Below are 16,560 nucleotides of genomic sequence, written 5' to 3'. Positions count from 1 at the left end.
TTCCCAAAAAGATCATGCTCAAACAATAACCTAAAGCGCGATGACGATTCATCCTAATCGCTTCACGCTTTAGGGCTTCACGAAGCGAGAGCCCGTTGCCGACGGCGAAGGGCCTGATCGGCGCGACTTGTGGGAGACAATGCGAAGCTTGCGCCTGAGCCACCAGGCCGCCACGGACACGATGGCCCAGACCGTCAGCGCGGCGAAGAAAGCAAGCGCGACGCTTGCCCCGACGATCGAATGGAAGATAGCGGCGAACGCGGCGAGGCCGATGCTGCCGAGTGCGGCGCCGGCGGCATCGAGCGCCGCGGCCTCCTGTCCGCGACGCCGCCCGCTCAGGCCGGCCTTCTCCTTGGCGTGACGCTCGTGGCTTTCGATCAGCGTCGCGCTGGCGCAGAAGATGGCCGGAAGAGCAAGGAAGAGCCCGCCGACGGACACGCCGAACTTCGAGCCGATAACGCCCGCCAGCACCGTCGCACCGCCGCCGAGCACGAAGCGAATGGCGTACTCGTACCATCGCGTCTGTTTCAGCGCCGATGTCGATAGCTTCACCAGCATCAGGCGGCACCTCCCAGGCCGGCAAGCAGGCCGAAGGCGACCACGAGCCACGCGACGAAGGCAAGGATGGTTGCTGGAAGCGCGCCGAAACGGAACCTCATCAGGAGATGGCAGACGACAATGCTGTAGCAGGCGAGCGCGACGGCGCCATACATCATCGTCCAGCTCTGGGCCGCAGCATATTGCGGTCCGTGTTGGACCACGGCGATGGCGAGGGTGGCAAGCGCCACCGACGGTGCGGCGCCGAGCAGCCCGGCAAAGCTCTTCGGCCGCAGCATGTCACCTGCGATTGCGAAGACGGATACGATCAGGCCGCCGGCGACGAAGCGCACGAGATATTCGGTCATGGCTGACCCTCCGAAGCGTCGCGGCGCCGGGGCCGCGACTTCGCAAGCGTCAACGGCCTGAACAGGCGCTCGACGACGATGCCGAGCGTGAAACCTGCCACGACGTCACTGGCCCAGTGCGCGAGCAGCGCGAGACGCGTCAGGGACAGCGCTACCGCAAACGATCGCACCAAATTGCGCGGGGCGGGCGGCAACAAACCGGCCGCCGAGGCAAGGGCGCCCATATGCACGGCGTGGCCCGAGGGAAACGCGTCGCGGGCCCGCCCCGAAACGGGAACACCTCGCCAGTGGCCGCTCACCGTCAGCCGGTCGGGCCTCGTCTGATCGAACACGGATTTCAAGACATGCGGCAACACGGCCGTCACCAGCGACACGACCAGGACGTGATCGGCCACGCGACGCTGCTGTGGATGCCGGAGGTGGGTGTAGAGCCATCCCGCTGCCGCCAGTGCGACCAGGATATGCTCGTCGGCGCCCCAGGTCATGGCCTGGGCGGCATGCTCGAGTTCCGAGCTGGTATGGTGCGCGATCTCGTTGGCGATCGCCGTATCGATCCGGGTGGGTTTGACTGTTACTAAGGCCATCGGTCCGTCGGCGACATTTCCTCCATGACAGTTTTGTAAAGCCTGGAAACAAGGAAAGTTCCTGGGCGCAAGCGGCGCCCAGCGGCAGCGCGATGACGTTCTCATCGCGCGCCAGGCAGGACGCCGGGAGGACCGGCGTCCTGCCGCAATGCGTTACTTGGATTGGCCGACGCTCGGCGCCCTGCCGAGGTTCTTGGCCATGTCGAGGTGGTGCTTCAACGCCGGGAGCGTCTTGCCGGCCCAATCCTTGAGCTCGGCATTGTCGCCGCCCTTGGCGTAACGCTCGAACAGCGACACTGCGTCTTCATGCGCGCTGACCTGATAGGAATTGTAGTCCGAGCTGAAGTCCTTGCCGCTCGCATTCTTGAGCTTGTCGATCTTGCTCTGATGCGAGCTGTCGAGCGCCGTCGGCAGCGTGGCCTGTACCTTGCCATTACCGACCAGACCCTTGAGCTCGGTGCTCGTCTTGGTGTGATCAGTGATCATCTGCTGAGCGAAGGTTTTCTCTTCCGCGTTGCCCTTCTGCTGGGCGAGCTTGCTCGATTCGATCTCGAACATGTCGCTGATCGCGACCTGCGTGACGAAGTCGGCGGTCGCAGGCGCAACGCCGAGCGCCGAATTCACGCCGGTCTTTTCGCCCAGCGATTGGGCGAGAGCGGGGCCTGCGAGAACCATACAGGCAAGGGCGATGATTGTGCGTTTCATGGTCAAATCCTTCCGAAAGGTCGCGCGGCCGCTTGCCCGCGACGTGCGCCGACCAACACGCCGCCGGGGCCGAGGTTCCTAAGGGCTAATCCGCGGGATTCCGTCCGGTGCGCGGATTGATCGGATCCGTCGGCTTGCGTCGAAGCCGCTCGGGCAGGAACGGTTCGGCAGGCATAGCGGTTGCGTCGGCCCGTACGTCAGCGTGGTGCTGCGCCTGCTCGTGGGATGTGCGATTGTCGTTGATCCGGCGCTTGACGTCGAGACCGTCGACCGGATCGTTGACGCCGTGTCGGATGTCGCGGAAGTCACTCATGGTTCACCTCATTGCGTTCCGGGCAGGATCGATTCCAGCACCTGCCGCGCTGCTCCCTTGATCATCCCGCTCTCGTTCGGGTCGCCCTTCATCACGGCGAGCGAGAAGTTCTTCGCCTGCTGCAAGGTGATGTGTGGCGGCAGCGGCGGCACCTCTGGATCGGTTTTCACCTCCAGCACGATCGGCATCTCGCTGCCCAGCGCCTGCTCCCAGGCCGAGCCGAGCAGCTGTGGGCTGTCGACGAAGATGCCGCGCAATCCGATCAGCTCGGCGAAGCGCGAATAGGAGACATCGGGAATGCGCTGCGACGCCTCGAACTTGGGATCACCGTTGATAATGCGTTGCTCCCAGGTGACCTGGTTGAGGTCCTCATTGTTGAAGACGCAGACGATGAAACGCGGGTCCTTCCAGTCGCGCCAATATTTCGCAGCGGTGATCAGCTCCGCCATGTTGTTCATCTGCATGGCACCGTCCCCGACCAGTGCAATCACGGGGCGGTCCGGATGGGCGTATTTGGCCGCCAGCGCGTAAGGCACCGCAGCGCCCATCGAGGCGAGCCCGCCGGAGAGCGAGGCCGTCATGCCGCGCCGCATCTTCAGATCGCGGGCGAACCAGTTGGCGCATGAGCCGGAATCGCTGGTGATGATGGCGCGGTCGGGCAGGCGCGGTGACAATTCCCAGGCGACGAGCTGCGGATTGACTGGCGCGGCGGGCTGATGCGCGCGGTCATCCAATGTCTTCCACCATGTCGCAACGTCCTCTTGGATGCCCCGGCGCCAGGCGCCGTCGCCTTTGGGTTTCAGCCGCGGCAACAATGCGCGCAGCGTCTCAGTGGCATCTCCGACGAGGCCGACCTCCATGGGAAAGCGGATCGACATCATGCTGGCATCGATGTCGATCTGCACGCCGCGCGCGCTGCCCTCCTTCGGCAGGAATTCGGCGTAAGGAAAGGCCGAGCCCACCATCAGCAGCGTGTCGCATTCCATCATCATGTTGTAGCTGGGCTCGGTACCGAGCAGGCCGATCGAGCCGGTGACCCATGGCAGGTCATCGGGCAGCGCGGCCTTGCCGAGCAGCGCCTTGGCGCAGCCGGCCGACAGCCGGTCGGCGACCGCGATGACTTCGTCGGTAGCGCCGAGCGCTCCGGCGCCGACGAGCATCGCGACCTTTTTGCCGGCATTGAGGATCTCCGCGGCACGGTCGAGATCGGCATCACGCGGGATGACTTTAGGCGCGCTGTACCCGACGCCGGAATGCAGCGTGCCGTGCGCGCGGGGTGGGTCCTCGTAAGACTCCTCCTGCAAGTCGTTGGGCAAGATGATGACGGTGGGAGTCCGCCGCGCCAGTGCGATCCGCACCGACCGATCAATCAGGTGTCGCACTTGCGCGGGCGAGGACGCCTGCATGACATAGGCGCCGGCGACGTCCTTGAACATCGAGAGCAGATCGAGTTCCTGCTGATAGTGACCGCCGAGGGCGTTGCGCGACTGCTGGCCGACGATCGCCAGCACCGGCTGGTGGTCGAGCAGCGCATCGTACAGCCCGGTGACGAGATGCGAGGCGCCGGGACCGGAGGTCGCAATGCAGACGCCGAGCTCGCCCGAGAATTTTGCGTAAGCGGTCGCCATGAATGCCGCCATTTCCTCGTGCCGCGCTTGCACGAAGCCGATCTTGCCGCCGGCCCGGTTCATCGCACCGAACACCCCGTTGATGCCGTCGCCGGGATAACCAAAGATGTGGCGCACGCCCCATTGGTGCAGGCGCTGAATGATGAAGTCGGAGACGGTTTGGGACATTGCGGGCGGCTCTCTCTGTTGCGGTCTCGGGTGCCTCAGAGAACCGGTTCTTTGTGGTGATGTTCCCAAGCATTTGCGGAACAGGCGCCGGAACGATCACACACCCCTTTCGCTTGATTCACAAATGGCTGAGTGGAGAACGATGATGCTCAATCAGGCTGAACTGGACCGTAACGAGATGGGCCGGCTGATCGGAAGCGACAAGGTCGAGGGAACCGCGGTCTATGGGGCCGATCGCAACAAGATCGGTTCAATCGAACGGGTCATGATCGACAAGATCAGCGGCAAGGTCTCTTATGCGGTGCTTGGTTTCGGCGGCTTTCTCGGCCTCGGCAATGATCACTATCCGTTGCCCTGGCAGTCGCTGAAGTACGACACCGAACTCGGCGGTTACGTGACTGCGATCACCGCCAAGGATCTGGAAGGCGCGCCGAAATACGGTGAGAAGACCGACTGGAACTGGAGTGATGACGCCGCCGTCCGTGGCATCAACTCCTATTACGGCGTTCCCTTCGCTTGAGCTTCGCAATTTTGTCGCGAGCTCCTCGCAAGGGCGGTGGCGAGAGGCGCGCCGCCCTCGCTCAACCCGCCGCTTCTTTCCGCCCGGGCCCCGTATGCACATGCACCTGCTTGGCATGCAGCACCTCGCCGCATTCCGAGCACACCATCACGGGATCGAACAGCTTGCCGCAGCTCTTGTGCTCGTGCAGCAGCGGGCGGCCGCGCTCGTCGCCCATATGGGCGTCGCCCCAATGCACCATCGCCATGATGATCGGGTAAAGGTCGAGCCCCTTCTGGGTGAGGATGTATTCGTAGCGCTTCGGTGCCTCGGAATAGGGGACGCGGCGCAGGATGCCGAAGCGCACCAGCTTCTTCAGCCGCTCGGAGAGCAGATGGCGTGTGATCTGGAGCGAGGACTGAAACGCCTCGAACCGCCGGACCCGCAAGAAGCACTCGCGCAGGATCAGCAGCGTCCAGCGGTCGCCGATCACGGCGACGGTGCGCGCGAGCGAGCAAGGCTCTTCCTCCAGCGTGTCCCATTTCATGATGTGGTTCCTGCAAGGCGTCAGTCTGAAAAAGGAACTAAGTTGATCAGGCAGCGATATTTCTGCTGAAGTCTAGCATACCGCTGCCAAGTTTGACAGTTCTATTTTTGAACTATAGCCTCCGACATCTTAAATGCCGCACGCTCGCAGTGCGGCTCACCGGAGGAGGCGATCTTGTCCAAGCGAAACGCCACTGCGGCCGTCATCGGGGCCGGCGACTTCATCGGCTCCGAGATTGCCAAGAAGTTTGCCGCCGAAGGGTTCTCGATTTTCGCCGGTCGCCGCAATGGCGATAAGCTCGCGCCGTTGGTGGAAGAGATTGAAGCTGCCGGTGGTGACATCCACGCCCGCTCGCTCGACGCGCGGAAGGAAGATGAGGTCATCGCCTTCCTGAACGACGCCGACAAGCATGCGCCGCTCGAAGTCTGCATCTTCAACGTCGGCGCCAACGTCAATTTCCCGATCCTCGACACCACCGAGCGCGTATTTCGCAAGGTCTGGGAGATGGCCTGCTATTCCGGCTTCCTTGCGGGCCGCGAGGCGGCGCGGCTGATGCTGCCGCGCGGCGGCGGCAACATCTTCTTCACGGGTGCGACCGCGAGCTTGCGCGGCGGCAGCGGCTTTGCCGCCTTTGCCAGCGCCAAGTTCGGCCTGCGCGCGGTGGCGCAGGCGATGGCGCGCGAGCTCGGGCCGAAGAACATCCACGTCGCTCATCTCATCATCGATTCCGGCGTCGACACCGAATGGGTGCGCCAGCGCCGGCTCGAGGCGCTCGGCCCGAATGCGCTTGATAATCCCGACCTCCTGATGCCGCCGTCGTCGGTCGCGAACGCCTATTGGCAGCTTTATCAGCAGCCGAAGAGCGCCTGGACCTTCGAGATGGAGATCCGTCCCTTCGGAGAGAAATGGTGACCGCGGCGCGAAAGTCCGGCTAGACTGAGCTCAACATCAAGCAAATTCCGGGAGGATCTTCAGTGAAGACCGCGATCACCGAACTGTTCGGCATCGAGCACCCGATCATCCAGGGCGGCATGCACTTCGTCGGCTTCGCCGAGCTGGCCGCTGCCGTCTCCAATGCCGGCGGGCTCGGCATCATCACCGGTCTCACGCAGAAGACGCCCGAGCTGCTCGCCAAGGAGATCGCGCGCTGCCGCGACATGACGGACAAGCCCTTCGGCGTCAACCTCACCTTCCTGCCGGCCTTCTCGGCGCCACCTTATCCGGAATATATCGCGGCCATCGTCGAGGGCGGCATCAAGGCGGTGGAGACCGCGGGCCGCAGCCCGGAAGCCTACATGCCGGCACTGAACGCCGCCGGCATCAAGGTCATCCACAAATGCACATCGGTGCGCCACTCGCTGAAGGCCGAGCGCATCGGCTGCGACGCCGTCAGCGTCGACGGCTTCGAGTGCGGCGGCCATCCCGGCGAGGACGACATTCCCAACATGATCCTGCTGCCGCGTGCGGCGGAAGAGCTGAAGATCCCGTTCGTCGCCTCCGGCGGCATGGCCGATGGGCGCAGCCTGGTCGCGGCGCTCTCGCTGGGCGCGGCGGGCATGAACATGGGCACGCGCTTCATCGCCACCAAGGAAGCGCCGGTGCACCAGAACGTCAAGAACGCGCTGGTCGCGGCTACCGAGCTCGACACGCGCCTGATCATGCGGGCGTTGCGCAATACCGAGCGCGTCCTGAAGAACGCCAATGTCGACCGGCTGCTGGAGATCGAGCGCGAGAAGGGGGCCAAGCTCACGATCGACGACATCCACGACCAGGTCGCGGGCGTCTATCCCAAGATCATGCTGGACGGCCAGATGGACGCCGGCGCCTGGAGCTGCGGCATGGTCGCAGGCCTGATCCACGACATCCCGTCCTGCAAGGAGCTGATCGATCGCATCATGGGCGAGGCGGAAACCATCATCCGCAGCCGCCTGCTGGGATTTCTGGACGGGGCGGGCGCTGCGCGAAAGGTCGCCTGACACCGTCAAACTTCTTAACCACGGCGGCATTTGACCGCTGGAATTACCTGCGGCGCCTCCTAGATAGGGGTAAATTGCCCTTTCATAAATCGATTTCAGGAGGCGTCCGTGGTCCTGAAAAGCGTTCCCTTCGCAATTGCCTTTGCCCTCGTGGTCGCAGGGGCCGGTGTCGCGCACGCCGACGACTACAAGCCCGGCGAATATCTCGGCCTCGATCTCTCCAAGGCCGTGCTGTCGCCGAAACGTCTCGGGCCGGAGACGCACTTCGCACCGGTCGCACTCGAAGCGCGTGGCGGCAGCGAGGCGCAGGCGCGCGTTGAGCCCGTCGACGTGCCGAAGAAGGTTGCCGCCGAACGCGTTCGCGTGGCCGAGCCGAAGGGCGCGCATGCGGCGAGCAGCCAGCCGCGGGGCGCGGCCCGTGCCAAGCTCGCGCACCGCCGCGGCAATCCGCTCGATGCGCAGGCGATGGACACCCGCATCCAGACCTGGCCATGCCGTTCCGGCGGCATCTGCAATTGGAAGCGGTGATCACAGGCGTCATCCGCGCGTCGCAAAACCGTAGGCGCGGAGTCAAGAAACCGTAAGCTGGGAGTCAAGGAGCGCAGGCACCTTCCGTCGCGATTCGACGAAGGTCTCCTGAATGGCAACGCTCCGCGCCTCGCGCGCATGGACCCGGCGGCAGTTCCTGGTCCGCTCCGCCTCCAGTCTCGCCATCGCCTCCCTTGCGAAGCCTCACCTGAGCCGCGCCGCCGATCGGCCGCAGATCGCAGGCGGCATCCAGTCCGGCGATATCTCCGGCGGCTCCGCCGTGATTTGGGCGCGAGCCGACCGTCCCGCGCGAATGCAGGTGGAATGCTCCACCGTCGAGAGCTTCAAGACCATCATCGCCTCGACTTCCGGCGATGCGTTGCCCGACGCCGATCTCACTGCAAAACTCCTGCTGGCGGATCTGCCGCCCGGGCAGGACATCTTCTACCGCGTCCGCGTCGACGACATCGCCACCGGTCTCGTCGGCGAAAGCCGCATCGGCCATTTCCGCACCGCGCCGGCAGCGCGCCAGTCGATCTCTTTCCTATGGTCCGGCGACACCGCGGGGCAGGGCTGGGGCATCGACGTCTCCCGCGGCGGTTATCGCAGCTATCGCACCATGCTCGACAATCGTCCGGATTTCTTCATCCACTCCGGCGATCACATCTACGCGGACTGCACGATTCCGGCTGAGCAAAAGCTGCCGAACGGCGAGACCTGGCGCAACATCGTCACCGAAGAGAAATCCGAGGTGGCGCACACCCTGGCGCAGTTCCGCGGCAATTACAAATACAACCACCTCGATGAGCACTTCCGCGCCTTCCACTCGCAGGTGCCGATGTTCGCGCAATGGGACGATCACGAGGTGACCAACGACTGGTCTCCGATCGGGACCTATGACGAGTCCGGTTACGAGGACGACGGCACCCCGCGCCTGGTCGCGCGCGCCCGCCGGGCCTTCTTCGACTTCATGCCGATCCGCGACATCGGCGCGCGGCACGGCCGCGTCTATCGCAAGATCGCCTACGGTCCGCTGCTGGATGTCTTCATGATCGACATGCGCAGCTACCGCGACGAGAGCTGGAACAAGGGCGATGATCACCGCGGCTGGATCCTGGGCGCCGAGCAGCTCGCCTGGCTAAAGCGCGAGCTCGCCGCTTCGCGCGCCACCTGGAAGGTGATCGCGGCCGATTTGCCGATCGGCCTGATCAGCCTGGACGCCGTCGCGCTTGGTGATGGGCCGCCCGACCGGCGCGAGCACGAGATCGCCGATCTGCTCTCCTCCATCAGGCGTGCCGGCATCCGCAACATCGTCTGGCTCACCGCCGACATGCACTACACCGCCGCGCACTATTACGATCCGAACAAGGCGCAATTCCAGGACTTCGAGCCGTTCTGGGAGTTCGTCTCCGGCCCGCTGCATGCCGGCAGCTGGGGACCGGGCGAGCTCGACGATACGTTCGGCCCGGTTGCGATGTACCAGCACGGCTGCAACGCCGCACAAGGCGACAATCTGGCGCCGTGCTTTGGCTTGCAATTCTTCGGGCGAGTCGACATCGACGGCCGCAGCGGTGTGATGACGGTGACCCTGAAGGACGTCGACAATCGCGACCTCTGGTCGGTCGACATCGTGCCGCAGCCGCAGGTGCATCCCGCGGTGGTGGCGCAGCATTCCTAGGCTGCTAACCCGATCTTGATTGGCGGACGCGCTCCTCCCGCGCTAGGGTGGGGGTTCCCGCCACTTCTTTTCCATCACCGAAAAGTCTGCTCACGCGGCGTCGCCGCGCGCATCCGGTGGGCTGGATTGCTCAGGAGCGTTTCATGGACCATCTGAAGACACAGGGCATCAGCATGCCCAAGCTCGGCCTCGGCACCTTCCGCATGCAGGGCGATGTCTGCCGTGCCGCGGTCGAGAGCGCGCTTTCCATCGGCTATCGCCACATCGATACGGCCGAGATGTACGCCAACGAGGAGGCGATCGGTGCGGCCATCGCCGCGTCGGGCGTGCCGCGCGCCGAGCTGCACGTCACGACGAAAGTCTGGCACGAGAACCTCAGCCCCGATGCGATTCGCCACGCTTTCGACGCCAGCCTCAAGAAGCTCCGGCTCGACCATGTCGACCTCTATCTCGTGCATTGGCCGTCGAAGGCCGCGAACTGGGGCGCGGTGTTCGAGACCCTGATGAAGCTCAAGGAGGAGGGGCGCACGCGCGCCATCGGCGTTGCCAATTTCACCACCGCGCTGCTCAAGGTGGCGGTCGACGAGATCAAGGCGCCGATCGCCTGCAACCAGGTCGAATATCACGCCATGCTCGATCAATCGAAGGTGCTGGCCTATCTCCAGGCGAGGTCGATCCCGCTGGTTGCCTATTGTCCGCTGGCGCAAGGGCGTTTCGCGACCGATCCGGTGCTGGCCGACATCGGCGCCAGGCACAATGCCACCGCGGCGCAGGTCGCGTTGAAATGGCTGCTCGACCAGGACGGCGTCGCCGCGATCCCGAAGACCTCGCGTCGCGAGAGCCAACAGGCCAATCTCGACGCGCTGAAGATCACGCTCGACGATGCCGACCGCAACAAAATCGCCGCACTGGCCAAGGACAGACGCTGCGTCAATCCCGGCTTCGCGCCGGCATGGGATTAGCAGGCTGCGGCTGTTTACCCTCTCCCCCTGTGGGAGAGGGTGGCTCGCCGCGAAGCGGCGAGACGGGTGAGGGGTATCTCTCCACGTATGACTCTGGTGAGTTTGTGGAGAGATACCCCTCATCCGGCGCTTCGCGCCACCTTCTCCCACAAGGGGAGAAGGAAAAGAACACAATAGAAATGGCCCCGTGAGGGGCCATTTGCGAAGGCGTGCTAATCGCAGCGCTGCTGCGCGGGCGTCGGTGCACCGGTGGCGACGTATTTGCCGTTCCTGATCGTGTACTCGCCGCGCTCGCTGCGATTGTAGATCGCGCGCAGGCTGCCGTCCTTCTGCAATAGCAGCCCGAATTCACGCGCCTGGTGCAGCGAGGGGAAGTACACCATCACATTGAGCAGGCCCTCGGCATTGACCGTGGCGGACACCACTTCGTTCTCGTCCCGGGCCTCGCCGAAATTGCGCCGGTACATCACCCGGCCGTCTTGCGGGATTTCGTACGACAAGCGCGCACCCTGGTCGCGGTCGGGCCGGGCCGAGCAATCGACCGCCCACGAGCCGAGCAGGCCCCATTGCTCAACGGTCACGGCCAGCGTCTCGGCACCGGCCGTGGAGGTGAACGCAACCCACAGCACGGCAGCCGCGATCCAGCGGCCCGAACAACGCATCATGTCCTGAAAAACCCCGCCTCGAACAATTCCAAACTCTAGCATCTCGCGCGCGACCCTGCCACGGCAGCTGCCGATCGCTCGCGAATTTGATCCGCGTCAATGAGGCCGGACGTTTCGAAGGTAAGATGGCATTTCCCGAAGGCGAACGTGGATAGAGCAATGCTGAATCAAGTCATGGATCTTGCGGGCGAAGTGCTGCCGGGGAGCTGTGCCGTACCGCCTTATTCCGAGGCCGCGTTTTTGAGCGAGCTGGGCGATCGCTTGCGGTCCTCCCGCATGCGCTGCGACCTGTCGCGCCGTGAGCTCGCCCGCCGTTCGGGGATTTCCGAGCGCTACATCGCCCAGATCGAGGCCGGCAAGGGCAACGTCTCCATCGTCCTGTTGCTGCGGCTGGCGTCCGCGATTCACGGCAGTCAGCCACAGGCGGCCTGAGGAGACGCTCGACGGGCCTCAGGCTCGCTTCTCCACATTGGCGCTGCGGGCGGGCAGGCCGAACTCCTTGCGGCAGACTTCGGCCAGCACGGCGACGCCGTCGCGGATCTGCTGGTGCGTGGGGCTGGCAAAGCACAGCCGCAGCCGCGAGGCGGAATGGCCCTTGTTGGTCGACCATTCCGGCCCCGGATTGATCGAGACGCCGGCGGCGAGCGCGGCCTGATACAGCTTTAGCGTATCGACCTGGTCGGGCAGCTTCACCCAGAGGAAGATGCCGCCCTTGGGCTCCTCGAATTCCGCTGCCGTCCCGAACTGCTCGTTCAGGGCTTCCATCAGCGTGTCTAGCTTGCTGCGCAGGGCCTTGGTCAGGGCCGGCACGTGGGCTGAAAAATGCGGCTTGCAATAGGTGGCGAGCACCATCTGCTCCAGCGCACCGGAGCCCGCATCCGTCTTCAGCGCCAGCATCCGCGACATCACTTCCCAGGGCGCCACGACGAAGCCGACGCGCAGCGCCGGCGCGATCGACTTGGAAAACGAACCGATATGGATCACGCCGCCGCTCTCGCTCATCGCGTAGATCGCGGGCGGCCGCTGCCCGGACCAGACCAGGTCGGCATAGCAATCGTCCTCGAAGATCGGCACGCCATATTCGGTCGCAAGCCGCACCAGCTCGGTGCGGCGGCTCTCGGGCATGATGCTGCCGGTCGGGTTCTGCACCGTTGGGATGGTGTAGATGTATTTCGGCCTGATGCCGCGGCGCTTCAGGTCGGCCAGCGTGGCGGCCAGCAGGTCCATGCGCATGCCGTCCTTGTCGAGGGGAATGCCGACGACATTGACGCCAAGCCGCGCCAGCCGTGTCAGGGAGCCCTGATAGCTCTCCTGCTCGAAGATCACGGTGTCGCCGCGAGCCAGCAGCGTTGCATTGACGAGGTCGAGTGCCTGCAACGAGCCGGAGACGATCAGGAGGTCGTCGACCGTGCAGGTGATACCGGCATCGCGCTTGAGTTTGGTCACCAGGAATTCTCGCAAGGGCAGGTAGCCCTGCGGTCCATGCGCCAGCCCATAGGTGGCGAGCGAGCGCCCCTCGCGCCGCAGCACCGTGTTAGCCGCTTCGATCAGCTCATCGAGCGGCACCTGTTCGGAATCGTTGTTGCCGCCGACGAAGCTGTATTTGGCAAGTCCCGTCCAGCGCGCAGACGGGGCCGGCAGCCCTGCTGGAAACAGGGGCGCGAAATCGAAGCTGGACGTCATGGGAGCGTTCCTCGTTTTGTTCTTGTTGAGCGCCGGCTTTGCACCGGCCGCCTTACTTCTTGCCGGCCGTCCTGGTCGGACGGCCTTAGTTCTTTTTGGCCGACCTTGTCGGACGGCCTTGGCTGATGAAAGCGTAATGTGCGTTGGCGATGCCGCCAACCATCAAGGCTTCGATCACGGGCTCGGCGATCTCGCCCGTGGCGGCCCAGTCGACCAGGAAATTGGCGCCGGTCCCGCCGCGCACGTCATCGGTCGGAATGAAGATCGAGACGGTGGCGAGCGGCCTCAACGCCACCGGCGCCTTCAGATAGCTCTCGACCTGCTTGCCTGCGGTGTCGAAATAGGCGATGCGTTTGATGACCAGCGGCAGGGTCTCGGAGGCGTTGTGTACGCTCAGCGTCACTGAGAAGTCGACACGCAGCTTGCCCTGGCTCATCGCGACGCTGGAATAGGCCGGCACGTAGAAACCGCCGGAAACGGCGAGGTCCTCCTTCGGCAGCGCGGTGAGCGAATCGGCGAAGTTTTGTTCGATATTGACTTTGGATTGCGCGGCGGCGGGCACGGCAAAGGCGAGGGGACCTAGCAGCATGGCTGCGATGAGCCCATTCCGCATGTGACGAATTGCTCGCTTGCCGCACCGCAACCCATCTCTAGGGTGCGGCAAAACGGACCAATTTGGCATGCACGAGCTCATTCGCGACATCACTCTCTCTATCCTGTTTGCCTGGATGCTGGGCCTGCTCGCCCATTTCTCCCGGCAACCGCTGATCCTGGCCTACCTTATCGCCGGCTTCTGCATAGGTCCATTCGGCGCCGGCTGGGTCCATTCGCAGGAATCGATCAGCGTCATCTCCGAGCTTGGCCTGATCTTCATGCTGTTCATGATCGGGCTGGAGATCGACCTGAAGAAGATCGTGCGGGCCGGGCGGGTGATCCTATTCGCGGCGGGCAGCCAGCTGCTCGGCGGCTGTCTGCTCGGGGTTCTGTTCTTCGTCGGCATCGGCCTGTCGCTCGGCGGCGGGCATTTCGATGCGGTCTATCTCTGCGTCGCCTGCGCGCTGTCGAGCACGGTCATCATCGTCAAGGTGCTCTACGAGAAACGCGAGCTCGACACGCTGCCGGGCCGCATCACGCTCGGCGTGCTGGTGCTCCAGGATATCTTCGCCATCCTGTTCCTGGCGGTGCAGCCGAGTCTCGCCAATCTGCAGGTCAGCGTCATCCTGCTCTCGATCGGCCGCGTCGCGGTGCTGGTCGCCGCCGCGTTGCTGGTCAGCCGTTACGTGCTGCCGCGCCTGTTCCACCAGATCGCTCGGCGGCCAGAGCTGATCCTGCTCGGCGCGCTCGCCTGGTGCTTTCTCGTCGCCGAGACGGCCGAGCGGCTGTCGCTGTCGCGCGAAATGGGCGCGCTGATCGCCGGCGTCTCGCTCTCGACCTTCCCTTACGCGCTCGACGTGACCGCCAAGGTCACCACGCTGCGGGACTTCTTCATCACGCTGTTCTTCGTCGCGCTCGGCATGACCATTCCCGTGCCCGGCCTCTCGGTGATCAGCCTCGCCTTGATGATCGCGGCATTCACGGTGGCAAGCCGCCTCGTTACGACGTTCACCCCGCTCTATCTGATGAAGCAGGGCCTGCGCGCCAGTCTGTTGCCGGCGCTCAATCTCGCGCAGATCTCCGAGTTCTCGCTGGTGGTGATCCAGACCGGCGTCACCGACCACCACATCGCAGCCGAGACGGCGAATGCCGCCTCCTTCGCCTTCGTGGTGCTGGCGGTGCTCTCGACCTTCGTGATGACCCGCAGCGACGAAATCACGCGTTGGGCGATCGGCCCTCTGAAGCGGATCGGCCTGCGCGATCTCGACCATGGCAACGGCCATGCCGAGGAGGGCCACGACGGCGGCCATGGCGAGGCCCGCCGGATCGTCATCCTCGGCTTTTTCCGTGCGGCGAGCGCGCTTTTGGCCGAGATCGAACGGCAGACGCCGGTGCTGCTCGAGCAGATCACCGTGGTCGATTTCAACCCTAATGTGTACAAGACCCTGCTTTCGCGCGGCTTGCACGTGATCTATGGCGACATCAGCAGTGTCGACACGCTGATCCACGCCGGCATCGGCAAGTCCGAGATGATCATCCTCAGCGTGCCGGATTCGCTGCTGAAGGGCGCCACCAACGAGAAGCTGGTCCGCCACGTCCGCGCGCTCAATCCGACGGCCCTGATCGTTGCCACGGCCGACCTGTTGGCCGACGTCGGCGCGCTTTACGAGGCCGGCGCCAGCTACGTCACCGTGACCCGGCTCAGCGATGCACATGAGCTGTTTACCGTGATCGAAGCCGCCCAGGCCGGCCTGCTCGCGGACAAGCGCGCCGAGCTCGATCAGCGCCTCGGCGAGCGCCGCGAGGTGCTGCCCTGACAGCCACGGGCCGCCTTCCTTGCCGCCTTCCTTGCGGGCAATCTGCGCCTATATCGCTGGTATGCCCGGTGCAAGCCTGAAACCCATCGGCAGGCCCGCCCGCTGGCATATGTGGTTGCGCTGGGGAGACTAGCGCCCCGACCCAAGTCCGGCTAAGCCTCCCGGCCATAACCGATAGAGATTGGGAAATGCCCGATAGCGTTCAGGAAGTCTTGCAGGCCTTTGCCCGGGGTGAGCTCGTGGTCGTCACCGACGACGAGGACCGCGAGGGCGAGGGCGATCTGATCGTCGCCGCCTCGCTGTGTACCGCCGAGAAGATGGCCTTCATCATCCGCCATACCTCCGGCATCGTCTGCGCGCCCGTGACGACCGAGGACGCGCGCCGGTTGCGGCTCGATCCGATGGTCGCCCACAACGATTCCGCGCACACCACCGCATTCACGGTCTCGATCGACTACAAGCCCGACGGCGGCACCGGGATCTCCGCAGAGGAGCGCGCCTCGTGCTGCCGTGCGCTCGCCAATCCCAACGTGGGCGCCAACGACTTCGCCCGGCCCGGCCACATCTTCCCGCTGATCGCCAAGGATGGCGGCGTGCTGCTGCGCTCCGGCCATACCGAGGCCGCGGTCGACCTCTGCAAGCTTTCCGGCCTGCCGCCGGTCGGCGTCATCAGCGAGCTTATGAACGACGACGGCAGCGTGATGAAGGGCGAGCAGGTCGCGCAGTTCGCGGTCAGGCACAAGCTCAAGCACGTCACCATCGCGGACATGATCGCCTACCGCCAGGCGCGCGAGAAGCTGATCGAGCGGGTCTCGACCTTCGTCACCGACAGCCCGATCGGCCCCTTGCAGGGCTACGCCTACCGCTCACCGTTCGATTCCATCGCTCACGTCGCCTTCGTCTACAACGGGGTCGGCGACGGCAAGAACGTGCTGACGCGCTTCCACAAGCCGAACATCGTCAAGGACACCTTCACCGGCCACAAGCGCATGGCCGTCGTGCTCGAGCATTTCAAGAAGACCGGCCGTGGCGTGCTGGTCTACCTGCGCGACGGCGCGGCCGGCGTGCCCGTTTCGCCGCTGCCGGACGAGACGTCGACGGAGGCCGACCGCAACCGTCAGTGGCGCGAGGTCGGCGTCGGCGCGCAGATCCTGCGCGACCTCGGCGTGACTTCGATCCGGCATCTCACCTCGTCGGTGCACGACTACAAGGGCCTATCGGGCTTCGGCATCGAGATCGTCGCCAACGAGCAGCTCGAAAGCTGACACGCATTGTCATTCCGGGGTGGCGCTGAAAGCGCCACGCGTC

At 64.6% G+C, this 16,560-nt stretch carries 19 protein-coding genes; 9 read left to right on the top strand and 10 right to left on the bottom strand.

All coding sequences use genetic code 11. From position 1 onward, the window contains the following. Nucleotides 1-69: 69 nt before the first annotated feature. From HZZ16_RS06295 to HZZ16_RS06270, 6 genes are all read right to left on the bottom strand, one after another. Nucleotides 70-558 (bottom strand): DUF3147 family protein, encoded by a 489-nt coding sequence (locus tag HZZ16_RS06295; protein WP_197947641.1) that lies wholly within the window; start codon nt 556-558, stop codon nt 70-72. After that, nucleotides 558-905, bottom strand: coding sequence for a DUF3147 family protein (locus tag HZZ16_RS06290; protein ID WP_197947640.1), 348 nt, complete (start codon nt 903-905; stop codon nt 558-560). The genes HZZ16_RS06295 and HZZ16_RS06290 overlap by 1 nt, the downstream gene beginning before the upstream one ends. After that, complete coding sequence (locus HZZ16_RS06285; protein WP_197947639.1) at nt 902-1,489, bottom strand: phosphatase PAP2 family protein; 588 nt, start codon at nt 1,487-1,489, stop codon at nt 902-904. Before HZZ16_RS06285 ends, HZZ16_RS06290 begins: the two co-directional genes overlap by 4 nt. 153 nt (nt 1,490-1,642) lie before the next feature. Continuing rightward, entirely contained in the window at nt 1,643-2,194 is a 552-nt protein-coding gene (locus HZZ16_RS06280) for a DUF4142 domain-containing protein (RefSeq protein ID WP_197947638.1), read from the bottom strand. An 85-nt stretch (nt 2,195-2,279) separates the two neighbouring features. Next, a complete protein-coding gene (locus HZZ16_RS06275) occupies nt 2,280-2,507 on the bottom strand; it encodes a hypothetical protein (protein ID WP_197947637.1) in 228 nt (75 codons plus the stop codon). A gap of 8 nt (nt 2,508-2,515) precedes the next feature. Beyond that, nucleotides 2,516-4,303, bottom strand: coding sequence for a thiamine pyrophosphate-requiring protein (locus HZZ16_RS06270; protein WP_197947636.1), 1,788 nt, complete (start codon nt 4,301-4,303; stop codon nt 2,516-2,518). Nucleotides 4,304-4,448: 145 nt separating this feature from the next. Between HZZ16_RS06270 and HZZ16_RS06265 the strand changes: the two genes are divergently transcribed. Then, a complete protein-coding gene (locus HZZ16_RS06265; protein ID WP_197947635.1) occupies nt 4,449-4,823 on the top strand; it encodes a PRC-barrel domain-containing protein in 375 nt (124 codons plus the stop codon). A 61-nt stretch (nt 4,824-4,884) separates the two neighbouring features. On the opposite strand, the gene HZZ16_RS06260 is transcribed toward HZZ16_RS06265, so the two are convergent. Beyond that, nucleotides 4,885-5,349, bottom strand: coding sequence for a winged helix-turn-helix transcriptional regulator (locus HZZ16_RS06260; protein WP_197947634.1), 465 nt, complete (start codon nt 5,347-5,349; stop codon nt 4,885-4,887). A 174-nt stretch (nt 5,350-5,523) separates the two neighbouring features. Here HZZ16_RS06260 and HZZ16_RS06255 point away from each other — a divergent pair, with 174 nt between their 5' ends. From HZZ16_RS06255 to HZZ16_RS06235, 5 genes are all read left to right on the top strand, one after another. Continuing rightward, on the top strand, nt 5,524-6,261 hold the full coding sequence (locus tag HZZ16_RS06255; RefSeq protein WP_197947633.1) for an SDR family oxidoreductase: 738 nt from the start codon (nt 5,524-5,526) through the stop codon (nt 6,259-6,261). A 62-nt stretch (nt 6,262-6,323) separates the two neighbouring features. Continuing rightward, nucleotides 6,324-7,325: an NAD(P)H-dependent flavin oxidoreductase gene (locus tag HZZ16_RS06250; protein WP_197947632.1), complete on the top strand. Its 1,002-nt coding sequence runs from the start codon at nt 6,324-6,326 to the stop codon at nt 7,323-7,325. Nucleotides 7,326-7,433: 108 nt separating this feature from the next. Beyond that, nucleotides 7,434-7,853: a hypothetical protein gene (locus tag HZZ16_RS06245; RefSeq protein WP_197947631.1), complete on the top strand. Its 420-nt coding sequence runs from the start codon at nt 7,434-7,436 to the stop codon at nt 7,851-7,853. Nucleotides 7,854-7,965: 112 nt separating this feature from the next. Further along, nucleotides 7,966-9,531, top strand: a complete 1,566-nt coding sequence (locus HZZ16_RS06240; RefSeq protein WP_197947630.1) for an alkaline phosphatase D family protein — start codon at nt 7,966-7,968, stop codon at nt 9,529-9,531. 143 nt (nt 9,532-9,674) lie between these two features. Then, nucleotides 9,675-10,493 (top strand): aldo/keto reductase, encoded by an 819-nt coding sequence (locus tag HZZ16_RS06235; protein WP_197947629.1) that lies wholly within the window; start codon nt 9,675-9,677, stop codon nt 10,491-10,493. 212 nt (nt 10,494-10,705) lie between these two features. On the opposite strand, the gene HZZ16_RS06230 is transcribed toward HZZ16_RS06235, so the two are convergent. After that, a complete protein-coding gene (locus HZZ16_RS06230) occupies nt 10,706-11,158 on the bottom strand; it encodes a hypothetical protein (RefSeq protein ID WP_197947628.1) in 453 nt (150 codons plus the stop codon). 159 nt (nt 11,159-11,317) lie between these two features. On the opposite strand from HZZ16_RS06230, the gene HZZ16_RS06225 reads away from it, so the two are divergent. After that, nucleotides 11,318-11,590 (top strand): helix-turn-helix domain-containing protein, encoded by a 273-nt coding sequence (locus HZZ16_RS06225; protein WP_197947627.1) that lies wholly within the window; start codon nt 11,318-11,320, stop codon nt 11,588-11,590. 18 nt (nt 11,591-11,608) lie between these two features. On the opposite strand, the gene HZZ16_RS06220 is transcribed toward HZZ16_RS06225, so the two are convergent. Together HZZ16_RS06220 and HZZ16_RS06215 are read right to left on the bottom strand one after the other, a co-directional pair. After that, complete coding sequence (locus HZZ16_RS06220) at nt 11,609-12,841, bottom strand: aminotransferase-like domain-containing protein (RefSeq protein ID WP_197947626.1); 1,233 nt, start codon at nt 12,839-12,841, stop codon at nt 11,609-11,611. A gap of 85 nt (nt 12,842-12,926) precedes the next feature. After that, nucleotides 12,927-13,454, bottom strand: a complete 528-nt coding sequence (locus HZZ16_RS06215; protein WP_197947625.1) for a DUF3124 domain-containing protein — start codon at nt 13,452-13,454, stop codon at nt 12,927-12,929. 67 nt (nt 13,455-13,521) lie between these two features. Here HZZ16_RS06215 and HZZ16_RS06210 point away from each other — a divergent pair, with 67 nt between their 5' ends. Both HZZ16_RS06210 and ribB read left to right on the top strand, forming a co-directional pair. Continuing rightward, nucleotides 13,522-15,252 (top strand): cation:proton antiporter, encoded by a 1,731-nt coding sequence (locus HZZ16_RS06210; protein WP_197947624.1) that lies wholly within the window; start codon nt 13,522-13,524, stop codon nt 15,250-15,252. A 188-nt stretch (nt 15,253-15,440) separates the two neighbouring features. Beyond that, entirely contained in the window at nt 15,441-16,517 is a 1,077-nt protein-coding gene (ribB, locus tag HZZ16_RS06205) for a 3,4-dihydroxy-2-butanone-4-phosphate synthase (protein WP_197947623.1), read from the top strand. The last annotated feature ends 43 nt before the right edge of the window (nt 16,518-16,560 follow it).

It is taken from the genome of Bradyrhizobium glycinis, from assembly GCF_016031655.1.
Classification (GTDB): domain Bacteria; phylum Pseudomonadota; class Alphaproteobacteria; order Rhizobiales; family Xanthobacteraceae; genus Bradyrhizobium; species Bradyrhizobium glycinis.
Note: the sequence above shows the minus strand (reverse complement) of the source record. Positions and strands in the feature narration are given on the sequence as shown.